This window comes from Aminobacter sp. MET-1, from assembly GCF_026521175.1.
GTDB lineage: Bacteria > Pseudomonadota > Alphaproteobacteria > Rhizobiales > Rhizobiaceae > Aminobacter.
Genome location: NZ_JAMSHL010000014.1, coordinates 57026 through 80442 on the forward strand (window position 1 = coordinate 57026; position 23417 = coordinate 80442).

The following is a 23417-nucleotide window of genomic DNA, read 5'->3' on the forward strand; positions in this document are numbered from 1 at the left end:
AGCAGGTTGCGACGAACGAACCGGAGACGGAGACGTTCACGCCGCTGCAGACGCCGCAGAACCCGTCTTTCAACACGCCGCCCCCACCGCCGCAAATTCCGGTTGTGCAGGTGCCGGAGGCGCCCCCTCCGCCGCCGCCGCCACCTTCCGCGGAACCGGCGGTTGTAACTCCGCCGGCGGAGTTACAACCGCCGGCGGAGATGCCGGTCGACTGCTCGAACGGAAACAATCCTGATCATCCGAAATGCATCGAGCTCGCTCGGCTCCAGAGGCTCCAGGAGCGGATTCGGGCGAATGCGATGGTGTATGATCAATCGCAACAGATGGCGGCTGCCGGGGTCGATGCAAACGTCGCGGCGGCAGCACCTGGTGGTATCTTCGGTACAACGGATGCTGACGGCAACCCGATCGTCTCGGAAGGTGGCGCTGGCGGTCCTGGCGGCATCGGTGGCGTTGGTGGAGCGGCCGGTGGCGGTGATGCAAATCGCGCCTTCCTGCAGGCTATGGGCTCGCAGGACGTTGACGTATCGACGGCCAAGAAGAACAACAGGACTGACGCCTGGATCCCACAAGGCACGATGATCCGTGGCACGTTGGAGACTGCGATCAATTCCGATCTGGCCGGCATGGTGAAGGCGATCGTGCGCGACGATGTGTATTCGTTCGACGGCCGCCGCATTCTGATCCCGGCTGGATCGAGCCTTATCGGGGACTATAAGGCGGACATCGAGCAGGGCCAGGAGCGTGTTTTCATCGTCTGGACGCGGATGATCAGGGGCGATGGCGTTTCAATCCAGCTCGGCTCGTTCGGCACCGATCGCCTCGGCCGTTCCGGCATGACCGGCAGGGTCGACAAGAAGTACTGGGAGCGCTTCGGCCCGCCGGCACTGTTGACGATGATCGGCGGTGCGGCACAGTATGTTGCGACCTTGGGCAATCCATCGCGCAATGATTATATCACGATCAGAAATCCCGATGGCAGCGTGACGACAATTCCGCAGTCCGGCAATCAGTCGCCGGAAGAGGAAGCGCGCGGCATCGCGGCCGAGACGATCGCAGCCGGTATCCAGCAGATGGCGGCCGAGGCATTCGGCAGTTCGAAGAACATCAGGCCGACGATCCACATCAACCAGGGCTCGGACATCAATGTGTTCGTGACCCGCGATCTCGATTTCTCGGAGCTTTATGTGGACCCGGTGCAGGCCGAGTTCGAGCGCCTAAAGAGATTGAAGCGAGCTCCACGTCCTCGGATCGAGCAGCGTTCTGGGATCCCGCAGCCGGAAGGGCAGGTCTTCAAGTGAACGCGCGCGCTAGCAAGCATGAGACGGCGCTCCATTGGCTGGGCGAGGCTATTGCGCCGATCCGGCGATATCTGGACGATCCGGAGGTCATCGAAATTTCCTGCCAGAAACCCGGTGAGCTCTGGCTGGAAAAGGCTGGCAGCCTGGTGATGCAGAAGATCGAAGAGCCCGGATTGACCGAGTATGCCGTAGAGACGATGGCGACGCGATCGGCAGCATTGACGTCTCAGGTGATCAATCGCGAGAACCCGCTTCTGTCGGCCGTTCTGACGGGGGGAGAGCGTGTCCAGTTCGTGTACCGCCCGACGTCAGCGACTGGCCATGCTTTTTCGATCCGCAAGCAATTTATCCGCCGGCTGTCGCTGGACGATTATGAAAAACGGGGTGCGTTCGAGCGCGTTAAGGTGACGGGCGAGGGTGATATCGATGATGTCGACCGGGAGCTGTCAGTCTTACTGCGCAAGAAGGAAATCCGGAAATTTCTTGAGCTTGCGGCCGTCGAGAGGCGCAGCATGCTGGTTTCGGGCGGCACGTCGTCAGGCAAGACGACCTTCTTGAATACGATGTTGACCGCAATCCCGATGCATGAGCGGTTCGTGACGATGGAAGACACGAGCGAATTGGAACCTCGGCAGGAAAACGTCGTCTCATTGCTTGTCTCGAAAGGCGATCAGGGTGAGGCGAAAGTGTCGATGGGAGATTTGCTCGCCACGGCGCTGCGCTTGCGGCCTGACCGGATTTTCATGGGCGAGTTGCGCGGCGCCGAAGCGTTCGACTTCCTGAATGCGATCAATACCGGGCATCCAGGCTCGATGACGACAATTCATGCGAACTCACCGCAGCAGGCGTTCAATCGGTTATCGACGTTGATCGTGAATGCCGGTGTTCGCATGGATCGGGACGATATTTTGAGATACATCCGCTCGATCATCCCAATCGTTGTCCAGCTTCGCAAGGGCGACGAGAAAGTCAGCCGGGGTGTCAGCGAGATCTATTTCCGCGACGAGGTTGACGAAAATGGCCAAAGGGTCCACGGCAGCGATTAACGGCGATCGCTTGGCGGCGAGTGCGTCGCAGGAGAACGATAAGAGGCGTATCGAGATCCCGCAAAAGGGTGATGGGCGGCCGGTCGAATTCTCGGCCGACAGCGGGTTAAAGCAGGATCCATTCGAGATCGATCCGGCGGTTTTGCGCCAGGCGGCCGAAGAGACGCCGCGTTCGCAGTCCTGGTCGCCGTTGCAGCGCTTGTCGTTCCTGACATTTCCGCTTGTGCTGACGATCGCGGCTCTGATTTGGCTCGGCACATTCTTGCTGATCTACGACATGTACGCCACGTCGTTCGGGCAGCCGTCCTTTATCGACTACCTGACCATAGCGCCTTACGCCGACGGCTTGAGGCAAGTCGCGGCGGTCGTTTTCACCCGCAACACGTTCGGGCTGTCCGTGCTGGCTTTCGTGGTTGCCTTTCCCTTCATCTATGTCTGGGTGGTCTGGTGGATGCTGAAGGGCGGCCGCTCTCTGTCACGCCTGTTTCTCTATCTGCTTCATGTGCGATCGACCTTCAGCCTGGTAACGACTTCAGGTCTTGTTTTCGCCGCGTGCTGGGCCGGCGTGATCGCCTACGGGATCGTCTTTTACCTTGTGGCGACCAAAGGTCTGACGCTTGAGCCTGTGGCGAACTATTACGGCAACGCGTTGACCGCGATGTACCAGGCTCCGTTTGGAGCGACAAACGCCGCAGGCCAGTATGTGCAGCCGGCGAGGTTGACAGTATTTGCGGCGCTCGCCGGGCTGGCGGCCGCAGGGTTTCTGATTGGATTTCCGATCGCGAAAGAGGTGACGCGCCGACAGGGCCAGTTGATGGGCGATTCGCGGTTGGCGACGCTGCAGGATGCATATGATTTCCGGTTGCGCGAGAAACACGGCGTGGTGCTTGGTTACAAGCAGGGCATGCTTTTGCGCTCTGACAGCGATCAGCATGTCATGGTGGTTGGTTCCCCCGGGCAGGGCAAGTCGCGCGCGTTCGTCATGCCGTCGATGATGAACTTTGCCGGGTCGATGTTCATTCTCGATATGAGCGGGGAGCTCTACGAGAAGACGTCCGGCTACATGAAACAGAAGGGCTATGAAGTCTATCTGATGGCGCCTGGCCAGCATGGCACGCATTGTTTCAACCCGCTCGATGTGATCAGCAAGAATCCGCATCAGCGCATTACCGATCTGCAGAAGCTGGCGCAGATGTTGATGCCGGAACGGCTGCGGTCGGATTCGAACGATTTCTGGGAAGAGAGTGCCAGGATCCTGCTGGTGGCGATGCTGGGCTTTGTGATCGAGTGTCCGGACACGCGCAAGTCGCTAAGCGAGCTGTATCGCATTCTCAACTCGATGTCGGACGAACGCACGGCGATCGCGCAGCTGCTCGAGCGCTATGGCGATCATCTGTCGGACCAGACGCGGATGCAGTTGACCAAGTTCATCGGCCGTCATGAAAAGCTGGGCGAGGGCATCGCGGCCGAGATTGGCGCGAAGTTCAACTTCCTGCAGAACGAGCTCATTGAGGCGATGACGTCTGTGACCACAATTCCGATCACCGAGATCCGGAAGAAGAAGATGGTCATCTACCTGCAGGCCGACTGGAACATCATCCAGATGTATGAGCGGCTGATTTCGATCTTTGTGCAGCAAATGGCCGACAACCTGGTGCAGCTGGGACCGCTGCGCAGCGGCGAGCATGAAGTGCTCATGATGCTGGATGAGTTTGGCAATGGCGGCCGCCTCGACACGGTGCTGACGTTGGCGCCGCTGATCCGAAAGAACGGTGTGCGCTTCGTCTTCATCCTGCAGGATGGCGCGCAGCTGGAGCGGCTGTATCAGCGGCCGGGTCAAAAGATTCTTATGGGAGCGTCAACTATCAAGCTCTATATGAACTTTCAGAACGTCGAGGACGCCCAAGCCGTCACGCAGATTGCGGGTTTCAAGACCGGATTTGTCGCCCAGCCCGCCTATTCGTATCGGCACGGCCGGCGTGACCGTAGTGGGTCTTCAGCGCCGGTGCGGGTGGAGTTGCTGCCGGTCCATGTGCTGATGCAGATGAAGCCTGAAGAGGCGATCCTACAGGTTACCGGCATGCCGATCATGCGGATCATGAAGCTCGATTCCGGCGGTGAACGTCAGTTTCGTGCGATGGACAAGTACAGCGCGATCGGCAAGCCGGTCATACAGCCGCGCGCCTGGACGATCGAGGACAACGAGACGTACATGACGCGGCTAGACGCCTTTCAGGGCGTGATGACGCGCCAGATGTACTATCCGGATCCGGAAGCGGTTCATCGGCGGGTTGCAGCCCTGAAGGGCGCCGGCGTGACGAACAGAACGCTTAAGAAAACCAGCATCCGGCCGGTGGACTTCCTGTGGCAGGACATCAAAGGCGAGCGTCATGTGTTCTTCTCGTCGCTTGACGAACTGGCGGTTCGGTTGGGGCTTGATGCGACCCGCAAGCCCGGCCTGACGGTTGAAGAAGCGAGTCAGAAGCGCCAGGAGGCATCTGGCGGCCGATCGTCGATCGAGGGCCGCCGGCATGACGAGCGGCCTGGTGGCGAGGCTGCTGCAAAGGGAGCCGGAGACCGTGAGGCAAGGAAGCCAAAGCCGGCCGTTGAACCAGATCTTCCTGACGTCGACGTAAACGCGATGTATGGCCGCGGCGATGATAATGATGACCTGGAGGTAAATGTCGAGAAGCTGAGCAACACTGCTTTCATTCCGCCGACACACTATGATCGGTCGCCGTCATTGTCGCGCAAAGATGCGGAGCGCGACGATCTAAACGTGGTGCGCTCGCCGATCTTGCAGCGCCAGGAAGTCAGTTCGACTTTTGGTCGGATGAATTCGGAGTTGAACGCGATGTTCGCGGAGTTCGGCAAGGCCGATGAGGATGTGGAACCATTGGCCATGAACGAGGGGATCGAATCGATGGTTTCGATGGCGATCGAGCGTCTGGAAGACGAAGACGCCAAGGAAAAGATGCGGGCGTATGGGGCGGTGGCGAGAGAGCCGATCGCCGAGGAGAGGGCGGGAGATTAGTAAGAATGCCCGAGCGCTCTTCCAAAGCTATGACGAATGGCCGTTGGAGTGGGTTGCAGATTGAATGAGGGACGCTGTTAGGCTATATATTACCTGCAGGAGTGGGACCGACCTTTCGGCCGGCCCCTTTCCTCACAGCATGAATTGAACCCGGAGTGTCAGTGACCAGCTGATCCGGGTTCTTTTCATCTGGAGGGTGATGCTAAGTGGTAGAAACCACATTGCATGCACCTCCTGTTCGAGAGCGAGGCCGTCGCCTCGGTCGGAGTGGCCCATCCTCTCCGAGTGCGCCGCTGGCCCGACGCTGCTGCTTTCGCCTCGAATCCTTGATTCGATCTCTCGTCTTTGTGGACAACAGCGCTTTGAATGGCAATGGAGCCGATGACGATGAACGTGGTCCGGAAAACGATCGTCCTGCGCAAACAAGAGCTGATGGTGAGGATCGGTGTTCACGATCACGAGAAAACAGCTAGCCAACGGCTTATAGTGAGCGTTGAAGTCGATGTCGCGGACCTGGCTGAAGAGAACGACAAGATCGATCGAACGTTCGATTACGACAAGATCTACGGCTTCATAAAGTCCCTGGAGAGCGCCGCTCAAATCGAGTTGCAGGAGACCGTGGCGCGACGCGTTTTGAGCCTTGTGCTGTCCTGCGAGGGTGTCATCCGTGCCGTTGTCGAGACACGCAAGCCGGATGTTTTTGAGGATGTGGAGTATGTTGGGGTGAGACTTGAGGGCGTGGCCGGCACCTAGTCTCGGCATCTGCTAGCTAGTTCGGGTGCCCACCACCCGATCTAAAGACCCGTTCGACCCTATGGGCGAGGTCGTCGCCTGGCTCGGTCAACGTGAACGATTTTCTTGTAGGATGGGTGGCGTAAGAGCCCCTCTCCTGTCCGCCCGCGAAATGCGACGTCGACGCTAACGAGTGGCTGGACCCAGCGAACATTGCGATAGCTTTGTTTAGGCAGCGTCAAGGGCGGCGCCGACTGTTCGATCATCTGCAAAGCGTCGACAAGCTCGACGGCTGTCTTTGTAGTCCATCCGGTCCCAACGCGGCCGGCCAGCTTCAGGTCATCATCGCCGGCCTTTTCGGCGAGAACGAGAGCGCCAACCGCTCGCCCATTAGCGCTGTTCGGGATGAAACCGGCGATGATGAATTGGCCACGTTGCTCGCATTTGCTTTTCACCCATGTAACGGTGTTGCCTGATCGATACTGGCTGTCGAGGCATTTGGAGACGACGCCTTCAAGGCCAAGGGCGCAGGCATGTGTGAATATCGTGGGGCCGTTGCCTTGAAGGTATTCGACGTAGTGGATCCCGGCGGGCTGTGGCCCAATGAGATCGGCGAGCATTTGTTTTCGCTCGATTAGCGGAATCCGTCTCAGATCCCGGCCGTTAAGAAAGAGCAGATCGAAGGCCCATAGGGTTGCGTGCGGGCATCGGCCGGCGCTGGCGCATGCGTGAAGCGTAACCCAATCGGAAACGCCATTGTCGCCCTCGATAACAACCTCGCCATCGATATAGGCAGAAGAAGCGGCAAGCAGCTGGGCGGCCTGATGGACCAAAGGGAAGCGGGATGTCCAATCCAGGCCGCGACGCGTAAGGAGCTGAACGTTCCCGTCGGCGACACGGACGGCCAGGCGGTAGCCGTCATGTTTGATTTCATGGACCCAGCTTTCGCCGTTGGGCGTGCGATCAACGAGTTTTGGAAGACATGGCTTAATGAAACCAGGAGGGGGTATCGACAGTACGCCGGCGTCGCCTCCCCTCTTCTTCATAGTCGGTGCCTCTTCTCGGACTGCTGCCGCAACCCTCGCCGCATCGTCGTGTTTAGGCAAGGCCTCCAACAAATCCTGTTAGCTCGTCGAGGCGCACCATGGAAAGCCGGATGCGGCCGTTACAGCCGCGGGTTCTGCAGGTGGCCTCTTCTTCGACCTCCTCGATGCGCATGAACTGGCGTTCCGGAGATGTGCACATGGTTGCCCGGGTGAAATAGCGAGTGTGACCGCATTTGAGGCAGCGCGCCTCGAGCTTCTGTGTTTCGGCGAGATCGCCGACGCGGAGATCCTGTTTCCAGCCCATGTCGTCACCAAAAGTCTTCGGCCGAGGGAATGCGTGTGTAGGAGATCTTGCCGCCGGCGTTTCCACCCGCTGGCGGTTGCCACTGGCCGACGCTGACAACGGTGGCGGCATATCTGGAATTGAGACCGTCGATCGCGTTGGAAGCCGATTCCCAGCGCCGGCGTTGCCGATCGTCATTCAGGAGCAGATCGAGTTGTCGCTCGGCCGCCGGCGACAGGTCATAGAGTGTGACGCCGATTCGAAAGATTGTGAGGCCGCGCGGATACGCGGTCTGAACGTCGCGCCATAGATCGGTTAATGCGGAAAGGATGGCCTGGTCGTCGTTGACGACAGGTATCCTGCGCTTGCCCATCCATGAATCGTCGCGAAGCGAGAGCCAGAGCCAAAGGCCGCCGGCGTAGAAGTTTTCGCGGCGTAGGCGACGGGCGGCCTTGACCAGGAGCAGACGCGAAATCGCGCGGGCGCCGTCGATCGTGCGCGCTTCGGGGGGCAGGACGCGTCCATGGCCGAACATGCCGCGGGAGGAGATCGGCGCCTGGATGTCGTAGCCGTGCAGGGCGTACCACATGCGTTCGCCGGTGACGTTGTGCCAGAGCTGGCGCATGTGCTTGGGTTGGACAGCATAGAGCTCTTGCGTCGTGAAAATGCCGGCGCGATGAAGGCGTTTTGCCATCTTGTCGCCGACGCCGGGAATATCGGCCAGGGGAACGGCGAACAGAGGCGCTGGAAGATCCTGCGGCCGCCATATGGCCAAGCCGTCACCATAGCGGCTATCGCTGCGTTTGCCTGCCTTGCAGGCCATTTTGGCGAGCTGGCGATTGGCGGCATAGCCGATCGAGCATGTGATCCATGGTCCGATATTTTCGGTCAATGCCTGTTTGATACGAGCGGTGAGTGCTTCTGGATACGCGCGGCCCGCGTCATCCAGGCGACAGGTAAGCTCGTCGATGCTTTTGGCAGTGTCGATCGGGATGACCGTCTCGATCTCGGACAGCAAAGCGTTATGGGCGCGGCGATAGAGGTCTGGCTTCTGTGGAACCAGGATGATGTCAGGGCAAAGCGCCCTCGCCTCCTTCACGCCCATGACGTTCTTGACGCCCTGCAGCTTGGCTTCGCGGCTGCACGCTATGATGCTGGTTCGATCGGTGCCGGCGAATGGCACGACGCCGATCGGCCGGCCGCGCAAGCGGCGGTCGCATTGCTGCTCGACGCTGGCGAAGAATCCATCAAAGTCGAGGTAGAGGCGTTCGATCGTCTCGGGCTTGCGCATATGGCACCTGAAAAGAACGAAAGGAGAACACCCTATCAGACTACGTCGTCAAGAGGAAAAGATTCTCAGCGAAGAAAAGTGATTGGCGCGTCGCTGCGGCCCCTGTGCATTATTCGGACACCGATTCACGGTAGTTGCTGCCTCTGCTCGATAGGCAAGTTTCGACCCCATTGCGGACTTTTGTGAGTGATACCAGACCGTCTCTTTGCCGAGCGCAAAACGCCCCCTGCCTGCCCAACTTCGTGCAGCCCGCCGTTTTACAAAATGTTCGTAGAGTCCGCCGGCTTGCGGTCGACTAGAGGATTGGCGAACGCATCGTCTGACATACGCTCAGTTTTGATTGCCTCCAAGACGGCATTCTCGAGCAAGCCGGTCAAGCAGCCGTCTCAGGCGCGCGAGGCTCGGCAACAAGACGTCTTCGGCGCCTCGACTAACCGATCATCTCACGACTATCCACGTTTGGTGGGCCAGCCGGTCGAGAGGATCCGTTCGATGTCGCTGCGCGCAAACACCGCGCTCGCTTCATCCCAGCGCTGATCGTCCTTGCTGAGACCAGCCGCATACTTGGATTCGAACGGGTCGAAGCGCTTGCGCGGCACGGTGTAGTCGCGAAGTCGTTTTTCCAGCGTCTCGATGTCCTCGATCCAATCGGCGTCGATCGTCTCCGGCAGAGTACCTAGAATGTCGCTGGATACCTTCATTCGCTCCGAAAGCACGCGGTACACCTTCTCGTCGATGGTTCCCGCGTAACTTAGGTTCGCCATGTCGACCCGTGTACGTGTCTGACCAAAGCGCTTGATGCGTCCAATACGCTGCTCGAGGCGGGATGGATTCCACGGCAAGTCGACGTTTATGAGCGTGCCCAATGTCTGGAGATTCAGTCCCTCGCTCGCAGCGTCTGTTGCGACGACGAGTTTGATATCTCGGTTCGCGACAAGCTTCTTGATTTGCGCGCGGCCGATCGAAGTCGCATTGCCGTCGACTAAAAGGCGGGACTTTCCCGAACCTGCATAGAGGGCAATGACCTGCTCAGGATAAGCCCTGCTCAGCGATTCCGCGATCCACGCCGATGTATCGTAGTATTGGCTGAAAATAATCGATCCCATCTCGCGCCATGAACGGGAGGCTGATCGGTACTCGTCTAGGAAATATTGAACAGCTCGCAGCTTGGGGTCGTCGCTGCCTTGGAGCGCCTCAATCATCGTGCGCAGGTGTCGCCGCTCATCCGCTAATGCGTCAAACGCTTCACCCTCCATTTCCTCCTGAACATCGTCATCAAGTTCGCCCTCGCCCATCAGGGCAAGGGCCGTCGCGATTCCCGCGGCTTGGCTCGAACAGAGACGTTGCAATAGTAGAGTCTTCATGAAGCCAGCCGGCTTGTCGCGCTTCGCATAGGCCTTTGTGAAAGCGTTCACGGCCTGGTACGCAGTGTCAAACGCATCGGACGTGAATAGGCTGAGTTCCCTGAACAGATGGCCTGGCGGCGGGACGTCCCGGTTTGGGTGAATTTCGACGGGAAGGCTTGGCAACAGCCCCAACTTTTCAAGGTCGCGCCGCTTCCGGAGAACAACATGTCGCAGAAGCGGATTATCGCGCTGGAAATAACCGAGACCCTCCCGCAACCCCGTGAGTTCCATGTCTGCCTTCGCTGTGACCACGGGATTGGAGATGTCGGACGCGAATTTCGTTGTCGCCCACTCACCCGGCTTCATTTCGAGCGCATCGCGGATGTCCGCGATGAGATCATCATCCGCAATCGGCGGCATCGGATTTGTGAGGAGCTGCCATCCCTCTCGAAGGTCGGCGACCTGCCTGTCGCCTTTGAGGTAGGGAAGAACCACGTCGGGACGCCGCCAATGGGAGAACGATGTCCCTAGAACGAACTCCGCGCCTTGGTTAAGTGCTTCGAGCAGGTCCCAAAGATCCTTCTCGCTCGTCTGGATCGGTGTGGCAGTAGAGAGCAATAAATGCCGTGTCCGCGTCGCTATGCGCTCAATGAACGTTAGCAGATTATTCGGCGTCCTAGCGGTAGATCCAATGGGCTCGGACCCACGTGCCTTGTGGGCCTCATCCAGAATGACCATGCCGAACTTCCGCCGAAGGAGGTGCTCCGCCTCCGATCCTGCTTTCGGGCTGCCATGGCGGTCCATCCCGTGGACGATGAGGCCTGTTGAGACAATCCCAATGGCATACGGGCAGCGGGCTACATCCGACGCTCCTGCGCCCTTGATCGTACGGCCGGCTGGGTCGATCCAACACTTTTTGGTGCTGTGCCATCGGGCGACCGGCATTCCGAGGCGATCGAGCAGCTCGATTTGCCACTGCTCCGTGAGCGTGGAAGGAACAAGGATCAAGACAGGACCGTCGCCAAGCAGCACCGAGATCAGGGCGGAAACCGCGAGCGACAACGTTTTTCCCACACCGACCTCGTCGGCCAACAGCGCCCGCACCTTTTCATATGTGTCTCTATGCGCGAGGAACTGAGAGACGAAAGCGCGTTGCCAAGGCTGAAGGGATTCGCCGTCGCGATAGATCGGGGATTCGACCAGAGCTGCGGGCGCCACTAATGCTGGGTTCGTGGCAAATTCTACGATTTCGACCTCGCGTCGTTCCGCAAGTCGGCCAACCTCACGAATGATCGCCTCGGGCAACGGCTTTCCCTGCGCCCACAACTCATCGAACTCGGCCTGCACCCATTCGACGCCTTCCGGCGAGGAGTCTTCCCAAACGAGCTCGTAATTGTGTTCCCACGCGGCCCGCGTCTCATTGATTGATCCTATGAAAGCGACGGCCCCGCTATCACCTCTGACGACGCCAGCCTTGCCATGGAGGAAAGGGGCGACCGTCCTGGGCACAACTCGTATCTCAACTTTGCCGGCGCTCAGAAGTTCGTATAGCTTGGCATAGCGCCCGCGATGCACTGTCGCATCCACGACGATGTCGTCGTCGGTGAAGCGTTGGAACAGTTTGGCGTCGCGAACCTTCTGAGCCGCCTCAACATCCTCGGCATCGAGATCCGCATTTGCGACAATACGAACCTTTTCGATAGCCTCAATTTCCTCGCCAACTATCTCGAAGATAGATGACCGGAAATAACCCGCGATGCGGTCGTATGTCCGCGCACCTCTAAGCCGGTCGGCGAGGTACGTGCGAGAAAGGCGGCCGTGCCGAGAAGAGAAGCGCGATAGACCGCCGCCATCAGCAAACTGGGTGCAGCTGGAACGGAAAGGGTTTTCCTCCATGGGTGTCAGAGCCGCTCATTCCTGAGGAGGTTAGCAAGAACACCTGCATGACGCCCCTCATCGTCGTCCCGTCCTCGCTTCGTGACAAAATACTCGGCGACCTCGATCATGTCCTGTCGACGCCTAAAGTAGTCGGGCATGATGTCCTGAAGCTGTGCAAGAACAATCTCCGGTTCCACCTCCCTAACCAACGCGTCTACACCGAACAGCACGGCCCTAATCGCGCCGTCACCAAAGTCGGGAATGTCAAAACCCGCGCGGGGCCCGAACTCGGTGGCACGCTTTAGGCGAGCCGAATTTGGTCTTACATTGCCCATGAAGGGATTGTAGTCGGACACACGGAAGGCGCGTTGGAAATTCTGATAGTTATCCAACTTCGAGTGTCCTCCGGCTTCGAGTCCCACCATCTTGAGATAGAAGCGCTCAGGGCCTTTGAGCTGCTGCCACAAGCGCGCACTGATCCCATCGGGAACCATATGCTCATTTGCGACGCTGACGGCGTATTCGATCATCCGATCGACGACACCTACCTCGCCCTTTCGCCGCTGGCGCACCGCCTCGACCGTCATGTCGCGGCCGTCGATCTTGGTATAGCCGGTTAGGACACGTAGCGCGGCCGCATAGCCCGCCATCTGAAGGTCGGCATCCTCGAACAGGTTCTCCACGCGCCCGTTGCCCTTTAGCGACTGGTTGAGGCCAACGAGTGTGTCTATCTGGTGTGCAACCTCGGCTCGGACGTCTTGGACAATTTCGTCCTCGTATCCGGAAACTGACCCACGCCGCTTGCGCAGTACCAAAATCACCGTCCCCTGGACGTAGCCGCCTTTCCTGAGCTCGCTTGTCGTTTCAGTGGCGATGTACCACGCAGCCTGGACTTGCAGCCCCGCCCCCCAGAATATCTGTGCGAGATCTGCCCAGACTGAACCCGACTGATGAGTGAACATAACGACCTGAAGGCCATTGTCCGGCATGTGATTTGCCATGGCCCCGTAGGCGGCCACCATCTCCCGGCGGAAATCTTCTCCTTCGCCCTTAATCGCGAGTGGACGTCTGGAGTCCCACGTCCACTGGTCGAATGGCGATGGCGGATTGCGCCTAAGCCAAGAGATGAAGAACTCTGTGATCTCGTGGTAGTGCACCGCATCCGCGTAGGGCGGGTCAGTGATAAAGATATCCGCGACCTCCCTAACATCGTCGGCCGGGTGCGTTTCAATCGTGGCGTGGCCGGTAAGGGCATGACGATTTGGGAGGTCTTCGGCCAAGTCCCGAAGATAGGGAAAGGCACGGCAAGAGTAGTTAAAGAACGTCTTGAGGCCCTGCGTATCGAAAACAGTTTGGCTCTTCTCGCCGGAAGCGTCCCAACGTGTGTTACGCGCCATGCGGTCAGCGAGCTTGGCTAGCAGCAGGGCCTCGTGCGGTGCATCGGGATCCGCAAAACGTCGAAAGCAGGACAGCATGTGAAGCTGTCGTGGATTGAAAAAGTGATGCCAGTAGGTCCAGCCCATGGTCCTGATCGGACCTTCAGTCTCGCGGCCGTCGAGGATCGGCATATCGGGAGCCCATCCTGCCTCTTGCCATTTCGCCAGGTTCTCGCGGACGATCGACTGCACCTTCTTCTCGCGACGTAGATCGGAGTCATTGACTGAGGAAAAGAAGGTCTCATAGCGCTGTTTTCCGACCGTCTTGGCGATAATCCACTGGATGCAGTAGAGACGTTCTTGGAAAATATCGTCGCCGCGAGGAATGAAGTCGGCCTTTTCCCACTGGCGTAGCTGGTTCTTGCTGGATCCATCAGGTGCCCGATGGTCACCTCGAATCGATTTAATGGATGTGCGATGCAGTTCCCCATCTACGCTATGGACCAGATATCCATCCACGAGCGTGCCTGTTTCCGCTGCCTTCAGCTGAGCAGTGCTTACACCGTCCACGACTTCAATCTCGTAGCGACGGTTCTCGCGATCGGGGACAAGTTGAACTACAACGCTCCTCGTCTTGCTGATGATCCGGGACGGCAGTAGTGGTACCATCCAGCCGGATGAAGGGCACCGCGTCTCCAGACAATACAGAAAGGCCTTAGCGCGATTGCCGACTTCGTCGTGCTCGATAGCGAGCATCGTGATCTCGCGATCGACACGCGATGATAGCGCGGCTTGCGTCGCCTTCATCTCGGCATGACCGGCCGCGGAAGCGCCGATGATGTTGAGCGCTCCCCAAGTCAGCATGCAAGCGATAGGGTTAAGGTCTGAGGCATGTACATCGCAACCCATCCTTGCGGCCTCGAACGGGATTGAACCACCACCCGAGAAAGTGTCGGCAATCTTCGGCTTCCGTCCAAAGCGCATGATGCCAAGCTGCTCAACGAGCTCGGCATGGCTATTGGCGCTAGTGCCAAGATGCTCGTTTACTTCTCGCCAGATATCGGCGTAGTCCTCTCTGCCGAGCTCCTCGGGTCGAAGCGATCGCGACACTCGCTCCTCGTATGGCACCGCGGAAAGCAGCATCGCCTTGATATGGATCCGCTCTTTTGCAGTGATCTTGGGGTTCCATATCGCTGTCCGGAGCCGTTCGCTGAACTGGTGATCCTGTAACAATTCCGATGCCGCAGCCGACTGTTCAGCGAGAATCGCCGAGCCGTCTTTGCAGACAAACTGATCCTTAAGAACACCTTGCTTCAAAGCGAGCGTCGCAAGTTGCGGGACGCTCGTGCGGTTGTCGCGAATTCCGAACGCGAGGTCATCCATCGCCATGAGACGCTCGAAAATCCTGAGGTCTGCTTCCGGATTGTCTGTAGCAGGAAGCAGGCTACCCAAAATGCAGGCGCGGACAAGCACAAGCGGCTTGCGACCCTTCCAGTACGAGCCCAGCGCCGTAAGGGTCTGACCTGATCCTGCTTTGCGTTCCTTTTTCGCTTCGGCGGAGAGCTTCTGAGCCGGCCAAAGCCGTTCGATCAAAGCCGGGGCATCGGCCAGCGTGCGCACCTTGATCTCGCGCCTATCGAGTGTCGTCACTGTCATCAGAGCCCTTCCAGCAGCGTCGGCCGGTACGCGTCCGGCAGCGCCGCACCTTCTGTAAGTCCGTAGCGGATCGCCTTGCGCCAACCCCGGTTATATTCGTCGGCCTTGCCCGAATTGTGGGCAGCCATCGCATAGAGCCACCAGCGTTCCTCTGGACGCAGACCTGTCCAGGCATTCACCGCCGCCGGAACCAAGCTCTCGTCACACTCATCGATCGCCCAAAGCAGCACGCACATCTCGCGTCCGAGCAAGCGGTGAACCCGGTTATCGCCGGCCTCCCACCGACCCGACCGCAATTTTCGGCTCTTCAGACGTTCGTTGAATGCGTTTCTGAGCGGTGTAGCGACCATCCTCCAACGTCGCGGGTCCACCCGGCAGCGTAGTACTTGGTCGACTGGGCCGTTCTCCTCGGAGTCAAACTTGGGGCCGGAGATGCCGTAGTCTTCAATGACGGTAACCAGCTCGCGCCCAGATGGGCTGATCCGCACGATGAAGTGTTGCGGATCGATTTCATTCTCCGGCACGCCGAATCCGGCAGTGGGTCTGCTTGACATCTCTATTCCTTGTGCGGGCCATCCTGTCCGGATTCTCTCAGCTCTGTTCGATTTCGCCTATGGTGAGCGTTTCACTGATCGCTGCCATGAGATCGTCGAGGTCGGCCGCACGGTCGACGTCGGCACTCTTCCAACTGATTGTCACGTCCGCGTTGTCATCTCCGAGTTCTGTCCGCGCGTATTTGGTGATGCGCTCAATTGCCTCGGCGGTGACGTCAACCTCAGAGCCAAAGTGCGTGCTGACATTCCTGCTTCCAGAGCCGACCGTGACCAGCACGTTGCGGAAGCGGACGCGGGCCTCCTTGCCCTTGGTTATGACAGCGAAAACCTTGTCCGTTGTCGTGACTTGCACTGCTTTTTTGGCTCGCGCCGGTCGTTCGCGGTCGATCTTCGCCCCATCGCCCTCGCGACGCGGGATCTTGAACTCCTTCGTCGTGCTGACACCGGCGGCCTCCGCATAGGCGTAGATGACAACGTCCTTTTCCCCATCAAGACGTATCGGCCCACCATAGAGTTTGCCCTCTCTCGCGACGGTGGCGTCCGTGTTCCATCGGATCTCTCCGGATGGGACGACCGATAGCGTCACCTCGTAGCCCGTACCCGCCGGCTTGGGATTATGGGTGAGATTAAGCTTGTTCGTCCAGGCGAAGGCTCCGCCGGTCTCGTGATCGCCCTCGGGGTCCACTGCCAGGAAGTAGATGCGCATCTCTGCGGTCTCAAACCTCGGCTCATCCAGACGTTGCGAGGACGTGGAGACGTCTGGAGAGGTCGACCAGTAGATGCGACCGCGTCGCCCAGCATTCTTCGCCAGCACGTTGATCGTGGCGATTCCGGTCTGCTCGTCGTAGGCCGCCTCAATGACGCCGACGCTGGTCTTCTCCTTGGGAAACGGCCCTTTCTCGATGCTGCCGGTGTCGGTGCCCCGCCAGCGCTGCCGCGAGATAGCGAGGCGGCGTAGCTCCTCGAGGCCAGTTCGGGGCAACCAGAGCCACCGGACGTTACTCATCGCCCTGTCTTGAATGTCGCCCCAAAGCGTCGTGCGGGTGTGCGGCGGCCAAAGTATATCTTCGGCACGCTCGACGAGCATCTCGTAATTCATTTCGATGTCGGTCACGAGCTTCTTACTGCCAGTGGCAGTAAGGGCATTTTCTACCGCGGTCTCGCCATCGTAGCCGGCGGCTCCATTGAGGCGGAAATTGTCTAGCTTCAAGGTGGCGCCGAGCAGGCATTCGCCGCTGGAGTCGCGTCCTGGATACCAGATCTTGTTCAGTGTAGAAGCGATGGTCTGATAGACGTCAAGCTCGGCATCCGATGCACGATTCTCGAGGTCAGGCCTATTCGGACTTCCGGGGCCTTCCTGGTCAAGGACGCGAGCAATTGCATAGGCGATCCTGAGCTTCTCCTCAACGGAGGCGAGGTCCAACCCCTCACCGCTGACGATGCCAAAATTGTTCCTGTCCTTGGTGAGCTCGAAGAGTTTGCGCGCCTTATCCGGCGGCACCTTCGCGTCAGGCGAGAGGACGATCAGAGCGCGGTCGCCGCGGGTATTAATCTCGTCCATTTTTGGCATGGCGAGCACACGTGTGTAGGCAGTCCGACGGCGGGCGGTGAATATCTCCTCAAGCCGGCGGGCGAGGTCTTGCTCGATTTTGTGAGGCGGCGCGTTGCGCGCCATGTTCTCGATCTTCTTGGTTAGGTTTTCGTTCTTCGAAAAGTACCATGAACCATTGTCTCGCTTATGCAGATACCAACACTTGGAGGTTAGATTCTCGAGTGCGGCGACGAAGTCGTTCTCTTCGCGCAGCGGAGCTACCAAAAAAGAGAGTATGTCCGCGGGCTGAAGTCCCTTTACCGCGTCCGAGGACTCGGCGAGCGATGCCATCAGGATCAACCGGGCGGCTTGGCTGGCGGCATCATTCCCAGCATCAGCGTCGATCAGCTCGGCGTGTGCGTCACTCGACCCGGTATCTACCACATCAACGGTAATAGCCGCGTCCAGGTCGTAGATATTGTTTACCATGTCCCGGATGCCACGGTCGGCAAGGTCTAGGTGCTGCGGACCGATCAGATACACGTCGTTTGTCTTCCGCTTCTGGACAGAGCGGATCATGAGCGCAGCGATCGTCATGAGGCCGCGCGTCTGCCGGAAGCCCTCGTTGTCCTTAAAGGTCGCGACCACGGTTTTGAGGCTCGGATGGAAGGGATAGGTGGCTGCGACCTCGTCCGCGATCTTCTCCGCCGCGCGCTCCAGCGTTTTTGATCGCACCGCATCCGCGAGCACACGCCCGTAGGCGTCGGCGACACTCTCTATGACGGCGGGCGCGGGCTCGCGCGCCAAAAGGCGCTTGCGAAGAATATGATAGATTTCGTCGGAGCCAAGCTCGACGGGGGTGATCGGCTTCGCCTGCCGGCGCGCCTCGTTGGTAATCTGGGACATAATGCGCGAAAGCTCGGCGCTTGACTTGTACTGGCCGACGAGCGTCGACAGCACAATGCAGACGCGGGGAAGCTTTATTGCTGCTGACAAGAGGTTGGAGATCGCCGCCGACGTGACGTCCCCAAGCGTGCCGGACCCGACTGTGATGGTGACCGCCTTATCAAGATAAGGAGGGAGTTCGTCGATCAAGATCAGGACGGGCGCGTCGCCGATCAGGTTGATCCAATCGCCTTCGTTGGGCGCACGAGCCCCGTTGCTCCAAAAGCGTGCGAACTCATCGCCCTTGGCTAGCTGTTCGGCAATAGACCCCCACAGGAATTTATCGTGGTCAATATTGCGGCCGCTTATCACGACGACCTTGGCCGGTCGCGGCGTGAAGCCTTCCGTGATGCGTGCGCTGACTGCGCCGGCAACGCTCGGGTGCGCCGCAAGGTAGCCCAGCGCCAGCATGGAGTGCGTCTTACCGCCACCCATCGCCTGGCGCAGCTCGAAGGTGGCTTGGTCATTGCCTCCAGACAGGCGCCGCAGACCATGCCTGAGCAATTGCGCCATGCCGTCGGTAACGTAGGTTCTCTCAAAAAAGTTGCGAGCGTCGGCCTCACTGTGTTCGGCGAGGTCGCCGAGATCCTCAACCTGCTTGGATAGAGCGTATTCCAGCGCGTCCTGCTTGAACTCGCATGCGTCTACTATCGTCTGAAGCATCATTCGGCCCTGTGGAGGTGGCGCTCGACGAGCGCAATCGTGGATTGTACTGCGCTGCCGCGCTCGAGCAGCAGACGATGAAGCTGACGGGGAACGTGGTCCGGAACCTCGTGCTTTTGCGCGACCCAGTTCCGCATAGTCCGGTCTGTGACGCCAAGATCGCGCGCAAGCGGGCTCTGCCACCGCGCGCCGTAAAGCGCCGGTCCGACAGCATCTAGCAGATTGCGCCCCCCATCCATATTCCTAGTTGTAGGAAGAACTCATCAGATCGCCAAGTGGATTCTTTGGGAAGTCAGCGGGTTTGTGCGTGAGCGCGAATAACAGATGCGCGTTTTCGCAAATAGCGGTTCCGCACGAGCATCTTACCCGGCAATTTTACTAGAATTATTAGTGCGGCCAGGCGCGCCGCGTCCAGGTTAGCTGACGCGAGGCACCATCCCGATCCGCTTCGGGAATCATCTGGTAGCGATAGAGGCGTGTGACCTGCCGGCAGCTCCCCTTTGCGAAGGCTTTGGCCAGCGCACATTTAGAAAACTCGTTACGGCTTCCGGCGCACGGGAAGATCGCAACCGACGAAGTCCAACTCGCAAATAGGGGGCTTTGTGACTTATCCTGAAGAATCTACCTTCTGCTGCCGAATCTGTCGTTGGCCGTGCCTGTAGGGCAGCGCTGACCCTTCTTGGAGCTGCAGTCTGATCTAATCATCCCCTAGCGTCAGAAAATCCACAACGCCGGCCCAGATGGGTGGTCTTTTGGCGCATGGCCAAATTGTCATTTTCAGAAGACGACTGCACCAGTTGATTGGGCGTAATGGCTGTTGTGCAGCCAGCTCCTGACAGTTCAATATCAGAAGTGATCTGCACCAATCTCGACTATGCTCAATACTCGTGTGCACCAAAGCGAGGTGAGCATGGCGACGGACACCCCACGGATTCCAGAACAAGGCGTGGCCACTCTGCCTGATGAGGCTTGGGAGCGTGCGCGCCGTCGTGCGGAGATCATCAGTCCGTTGGCGCAGTCGGAGACGGTCGGGCACGAAGCGGCCGATATGGCGGCTCAGGCGCTGGGCTTGTCTCGGCGCCAGGTATACGTTCTGATCCGGCGTGCCCGGCAAGGCAGCGGCCTCGTGACGGATCTGGTGCCCGGCCAGTCCGGTGGAGGTAAAGGTAAGGGGCGCTTGCCGGAACCGGTCGAGCGCGTCATCCACGAGCTACTGCAAAAGCGGTTCCTGACCAAGCAGAAGCGCAGCCTAGCGGCCTTTCACCGCGAAGTCACTCAGGTGTGCAAGGCTCAAAAACTGCGAGTGCCGGCGCGCAATACCGTGGCCTTACGGATCGCTAGCCTTGACCCGCGCAAGGTCATCCGCCGGCGGGAAGGCCAGGATGCCGCTCGTGACCTACAAGGTGTGGGCGGCGAGCCTCCTGCCGTGACCGCGCCGCTGGAGCAGGTGCAGATAGACCATACGGTCATCGACCTGATCGTGGTCGATGACCGCGACCGGCAACCTATTGGCCGCCCGTACCTGACCCTCGCCATCGACGTGTTCACCCGCTGCGTGCTCGGCATGGTCGTCACGCTGGAAGCGCCGTCTGCCGTTTCGGTTGGCCTGTGCCTCGTGCATGTCGCCTGCGACAAGCGCCCTTGGCTGGAAGGACTGAACGTGGAAATGGATTGGCAGATGAGCGGCAAGCCCTTGCTGCTCTACCTAGACAACGCGGCCGAGTTCAAGAGCGAGGCCCTGCGCCGGGGTTGCGAGCAGCATGGCATCCGGCTGGACTATCGCCCGCTGGGACAGCCGCACTATGGCGGCATCGTGGAACGGATCATCGGCACGGCGATGCAGATGATTCACGACGAACTGCCGGGAACGACCTTCTCCAACCCTGACCAGCGCGGCGACTACGATTCCGAAAACAAGGCCGCCCTGACGCTGCGCGAGCTAGAGCGCTGGCTCACATTGGCGGTCGGCACCTACCACGGTTCGGTGCACAACGGCCTGCTCCAACCGCCGGCCGCGCGCTGGGCCGAGGCCGTGGCGCGTGTCGGCGTACCGGCCGTCGTCACACGCGCTACTTCGTTCCTGGTCGATTTTCTGCCGATCCTCCGGCGCACGCTGACCCGCACCGGCTTTGTCATCGACCACATCCACTACTACGCCGATGCGCTCAAGCCGTGGATTGCGCGGCGTGAACGCTGGCCGTCCTTTCTGATCCGGCGCGATCCGCGCGACATCAGCCGTATCTGGGTCCTGGAACCGGAGGGACAGCATTACCTGGAAATTCCCTACCGTACCTTGTCGCATCCGGCTGTCACCCTCTGGGAACAACGGCAGGCGCTGGCGAAACTGCGGCAGCAAGGGCGCGAACAGGTGGATGAGTCGGCGCTGTTCCGCATGATCGGCCAGATGCGTGAGATTGTGACCAGCGCGCAGAAGGCCACACGCAAGGCGCGGCGTGACGCGGATCGCCGCCAGCACCTCAAGACATCAGCTCGGCCGGACAAGCCCGTTCCGCCGGATACGGATATTGCCGACCCGCAGGCAGACAACTTGCCACCCGCCAAACCGTTCGACCAGATTGAGGAGTGGTAGCCGTGGACGAATATCCCATCATCGACCTGTCCCACCTGCTGCCGGCGGCCCAGGGCTTGGCCCGTCTTCCGGCGGACGAGCGCATCCAGCGCCTTCGCGCCGACCGCTGGATCGGCTATCCGCGCGCAGTCGAGGCGCTGAACCGGCTGGAAGCCCTTTATGCGTGGCCAAACAAGCAACGCATGCCCAACCTGCTGCTGGTTGGCCCGACCAACAATGGCAAGTCGATGATCGTCGAGAAGTTCCGCCGCACCCACCCGGCCAGCTCCGACGCCGACCAGGAGCACATCCCGGTGTTGGTCGTGCAGATGCCGTCCGAGCCGTCCGTGATCCGCTTCTACGTCGCGCTGCTCGCCGCGATGGGCGCGCCGCTGCGCCCACGCCCACGGTTGCCGGAAATGGAGCAACTGGCTCTGGCACTGCTGCGCAAGGTCGGCGTGCGCATGCTGGTGATCGACGAGCTGCACAACGTGCTGGCCGGCAACAGCGTCAACCGCCGGGAATTCCTCAACCTGCTGCGCTTCCTCGGCAACGAACTGCGCATCCCGTTGGTTGGGGTAGGCACGCGCGACGCCTACCTAGCCATCCGCTCCGATGACCAGTTGGAAAATCGCTTCGAGCCGATGATGCTGCCGGTATGGGAGGCCAACGACGATTGCTGCTCACTGCTGGCCAGCTTCGCCGCTTCGCTCCCGCTGCGCCGGCCTTCCCCAATTGCCACGCTGGACATGGCTCGCTACCTGCTCACACGCAGCGAGGGCACCATAGGGGAACTGGCGCACTTGCTGATGGCGGCGGCCATCGTCGCCGTGGAGAGCGGCGAGGAAGCGATCAACCATCGCACACTCAGCATGGCCGTTTACACCGGACCCAGCGAGCGGCGGCGGCAATTCGAGCGGGAACTGATGTGAAGCCTGCGCCGCGCTGGCCGCTGCATCCCGCCCCGAAAGAAGGCGAGGCGCTGTCCTCATGGCTCAACCGCGTGGCCCTTTGCTATCACATGGAGGAGCCCGACCTGCTGGAGCACGATCTTGGTCACGGCCAGGTCGATGACCTGGACACCGCGCCACCACTCTCGCTGCTGGCGTTGCTTTCCCAGCGGAGCGGCATCGAGCTGGACCGGCTGCGCTGTATGAGTTTCGCCGGATGGGTGCCTTGGCTACTGGACAGCCTTGATGACCAGATTCCAGACGCCTTGGAAACCTATGCGTTTCAGCTCTCGGTGTTGCTGCCAAGACTCCGCCGTAAGACGCGATCCATCACGAGCTGGCGTGCCTGGCTGCCCAGCCAGCCGATAAACCGCGCCTGTCCGCTCTGCCTGAGCGATCCGGAGAACCAAGCCGTACTGCTCGCGTGGAAGCTGCCCCTGATGCTGAGCTGCCCGCTGCATGGCTGCTGGCTGGAATCCTATTGGGGCGTGCCAGGGCGGTTTCTCGGCTGGGAGAACGCCGACGCCGAACCGCGCACCGCCAGCGACGCGATTGCGGCGATGGACCAGCGTACCTGGCAGGCACTGACAACCGGTCACGTGGAGCTGCCGCGCCGACGCATCCACGCCGGATTGTGGTTTCGACTTCTTCGCACGCTGCTCGATGAGCTGAACACCCCGCTTTCCGCGTGCGGAACCTGCGCGGGGTATCCCCGCCAAGTCTGGGAAGGCTGCGGGCATCCGCTGCGTGCTGGGCAAAGTCTGTGGCGACCGTATGAAACCCTGAATCCGATAGTACGGTTACAGATGCTGGAGGCGGCGGCAACGGCAATCAGCTTGATTGAGGTGAGGGACATCAGCCCGCCAGGCGAGCAGGCAAAGCTATTCTGGTCCGAGCCCCAAACCGGGTTCACCAGTGGCCTGCCGACGAAAGCGCCGAAGCCCGAGCCCATCAATCACTGGCAGCGTGCAGTCCAGGCCATCGACGAGGCCATCATTGAAGCGCGACACAACCCCGAGACGGCACGCTCGCTGTTCGCGTTGGCTTCCTATGGTCGGCGCGATCCCGCTTCCTTGGAACGGTTGCGCGCCACCTTCGTGAAGGAAGGCATCCCGCCGGAATTTCTGTCACATTACCTGCCTGATGCACCCTTTGCATGTCTTAAACAAAATGACGGGTTAAGTGACAAATTTTGACGGATAGAGCTTTCCGGCTC

General features: G+C 59.8%; 14 protein-coding genes. 7 read left to right on the forward strand and 7 right to left on the reverse strand.

All coding sequences use genetic code 11. From position 1 onward, the window contains the following. The first annotated feature begins 299 nt into the window (after positions 1–299). The 4 genes from virB10 (at position 300) to NDO48_RS19175 (ending at position 6134) form a co-directional block, all read left to right on the forward strand. Positions 300–1301 carry a type IV secretion system protein VirB10 gene (gene virB10 / locus NDO48_RS19160; RefSeq protein WP_267322111.1) on the forward strand — a complete coding sequence of 334 codons (1002 nt, stop codon included), beginning with the start codon at positions 300–302 and terminating at the stop codon, positions 1299–1301. After that, positions 1298–2347 (forward strand): P-type DNA transfer ATPase VirB11, encoded by a 1050-nt coding sequence (gene virB11, locus NDO48_RS19165; protein WP_267322112.1) that lies wholly within the window; start codon positions 1298–1300, stop codon positions 2345–2347. The genes virB10 and virB11 overlap by 4 nt, the downstream gene beginning before the upstream one ends. Beyond that, positions 2319–5381 (forward strand): type IV secretory system conjugative DNA transfer family protein, encoded by a 3063-nt coding sequence (locus NDO48_RS19170; protein WP_267322113.1) that lies wholly within the window; start codon positions 2319–2321, stop codon positions 5379–5381. The genes virB11 and NDO48_RS19170 overlap by 29 nt, the downstream gene beginning before the upstream one ends. Positions 5382–5762: 381 nt before the next feature. Continuing rightward, positions 5763–6134, forward strand: a complete 372-nt coding sequence (locus NDO48_RS19175) for a dihydroneopterin aldolase (RefSeq protein ID WP_267322114.1) — start codon at positions 5763–5765, stop codon at positions 6132–6134. 59 nt (positions 6135–6193) lie between these two features. Here NDO48_RS19175 and ligD read toward each other — a convergent pair whose 3' ends face one another. The 7 genes from ligD to NDO48_RS19210 all read right to left on the reverse strand — a co-directional run bounded on the left by ligD (position 6194) and on the right by NDO48_RS19210 (position 18685). Beyond that, positions 6194–7159 (reverse strand): non-homologous end-joining DNA ligase, encoded by a 966-nt coding sequence (gene ligD / locus NDO48_RS19180; RefSeq protein ID WP_267322115.1) that lies wholly within the window; start codon positions 7157–7159, stop codon positions 6194–6196. A gap of 52 nt (positions 7160–7211) precedes the next feature. Further along, a complete protein-coding gene (locus NDO48_RS19185) occupies positions 7212–7463 on the reverse strand; it encodes a hypothetical protein (RefSeq protein WP_267322116.1) in 252 nt (83 codons plus the stop codon). Between the two features lie 4 nt (positions 7464–7467). Next, complete coding sequence (locus tag NDO48_RS19190; RefSeq protein WP_267322117.1) at positions 7468–8733, reverse strand: Y-family DNA polymerase; 1266 nt, start codon at positions 8731–8733, stop codon at positions 7468–7470. 449 nt (positions 8734–9182) lie between these two features. Continuing rightward, the gene (locus NDO48_RS19195; RefSeq protein ID WP_267322118.1) at positions 9183–11975 is read right to left on the reverse strand and encodes a phospholipase D-like domain-containing anti-phage protein; all 2793 of its coding nucleotides are present in this window, start codon (positions 11973–11975) and stop codon (positions 9183–9185) included. A 5-nt stretch (positions 11976–11980) separates the two neighbouring features. Next, positions 11981–14989, reverse strand: coding sequence for an anti-phage-associated DUF1156 domain-containing protein (locus NDO48_RS19200; protein ID WP_267322119.1), 3009 nt, complete (start codon positions 14987–14989; stop codon positions 11981–11983). Further along, the gene (locus tag NDO48_RS19205) at positions 14989–15543 is read right to left on the reverse strand and encodes a DUF3780 domain-containing protein (RefSeq protein WP_095483058.1); all 555 of its coding nucleotides are present in this window, start codon (positions 15541–15543) and stop codon (positions 14989–14991) included. Before NDO48_RS19205 ends, NDO48_RS19200 begins: the two co-directional genes overlap by 1 nt. 37 nt (positions 15544–15580) lie before the next feature. Then, positions 15581–18685, reverse strand: coding sequence for an anti-phage-associated DUF499 domain-containing protein (locus NDO48_RS19210; RefSeq protein ID WP_267322120.1), 3105 nt, complete (start codon positions 18683–18685; stop codon positions 15581–15583). A gap of 907 nt (positions 18686–19592) precedes the next feature. Here NDO48_RS19210 and NDO48_RS19220 point away from each other — a divergent pair. The 3 genes from NDO48_RS19220 to NDO48_RS19230 are packed head-to-tail and all read left to right on the forward strand — an operon-like array spanning position 19593 to position 23397. Continuing rightward, entirely contained in the window at positions 19593–21272 is a 1680-nt protein-coding gene (locus NDO48_RS19220) for a Mu transposase C-terminal domain-containing protein (protein WP_000179844.1), read from the forward strand. A 2-nt stretch (positions 21273–21274) separates the two neighbouring features. Beyond that, complete coding sequence (locus NDO48_RS19225; protein ID WP_003155746.1) at positions 21275–22183, forward strand: TniB family NTP-binding protein; 909 nt, start codon at positions 21275–21277, stop codon at positions 22181–22183. Beyond that, a complete protein-coding gene (locus NDO48_RS19230; RefSeq protein ID WP_006122485.1) occupies positions 22180–23397 on the forward strand; it encodes a TniQ family protein in 1218 nt (405 codons plus the stop codon). Before NDO48_RS19225 ends, NDO48_RS19230 begins: the two co-directional genes overlap by 4 nt. Positions 23398–23417 lie beyond the last annotated feature (20 nt).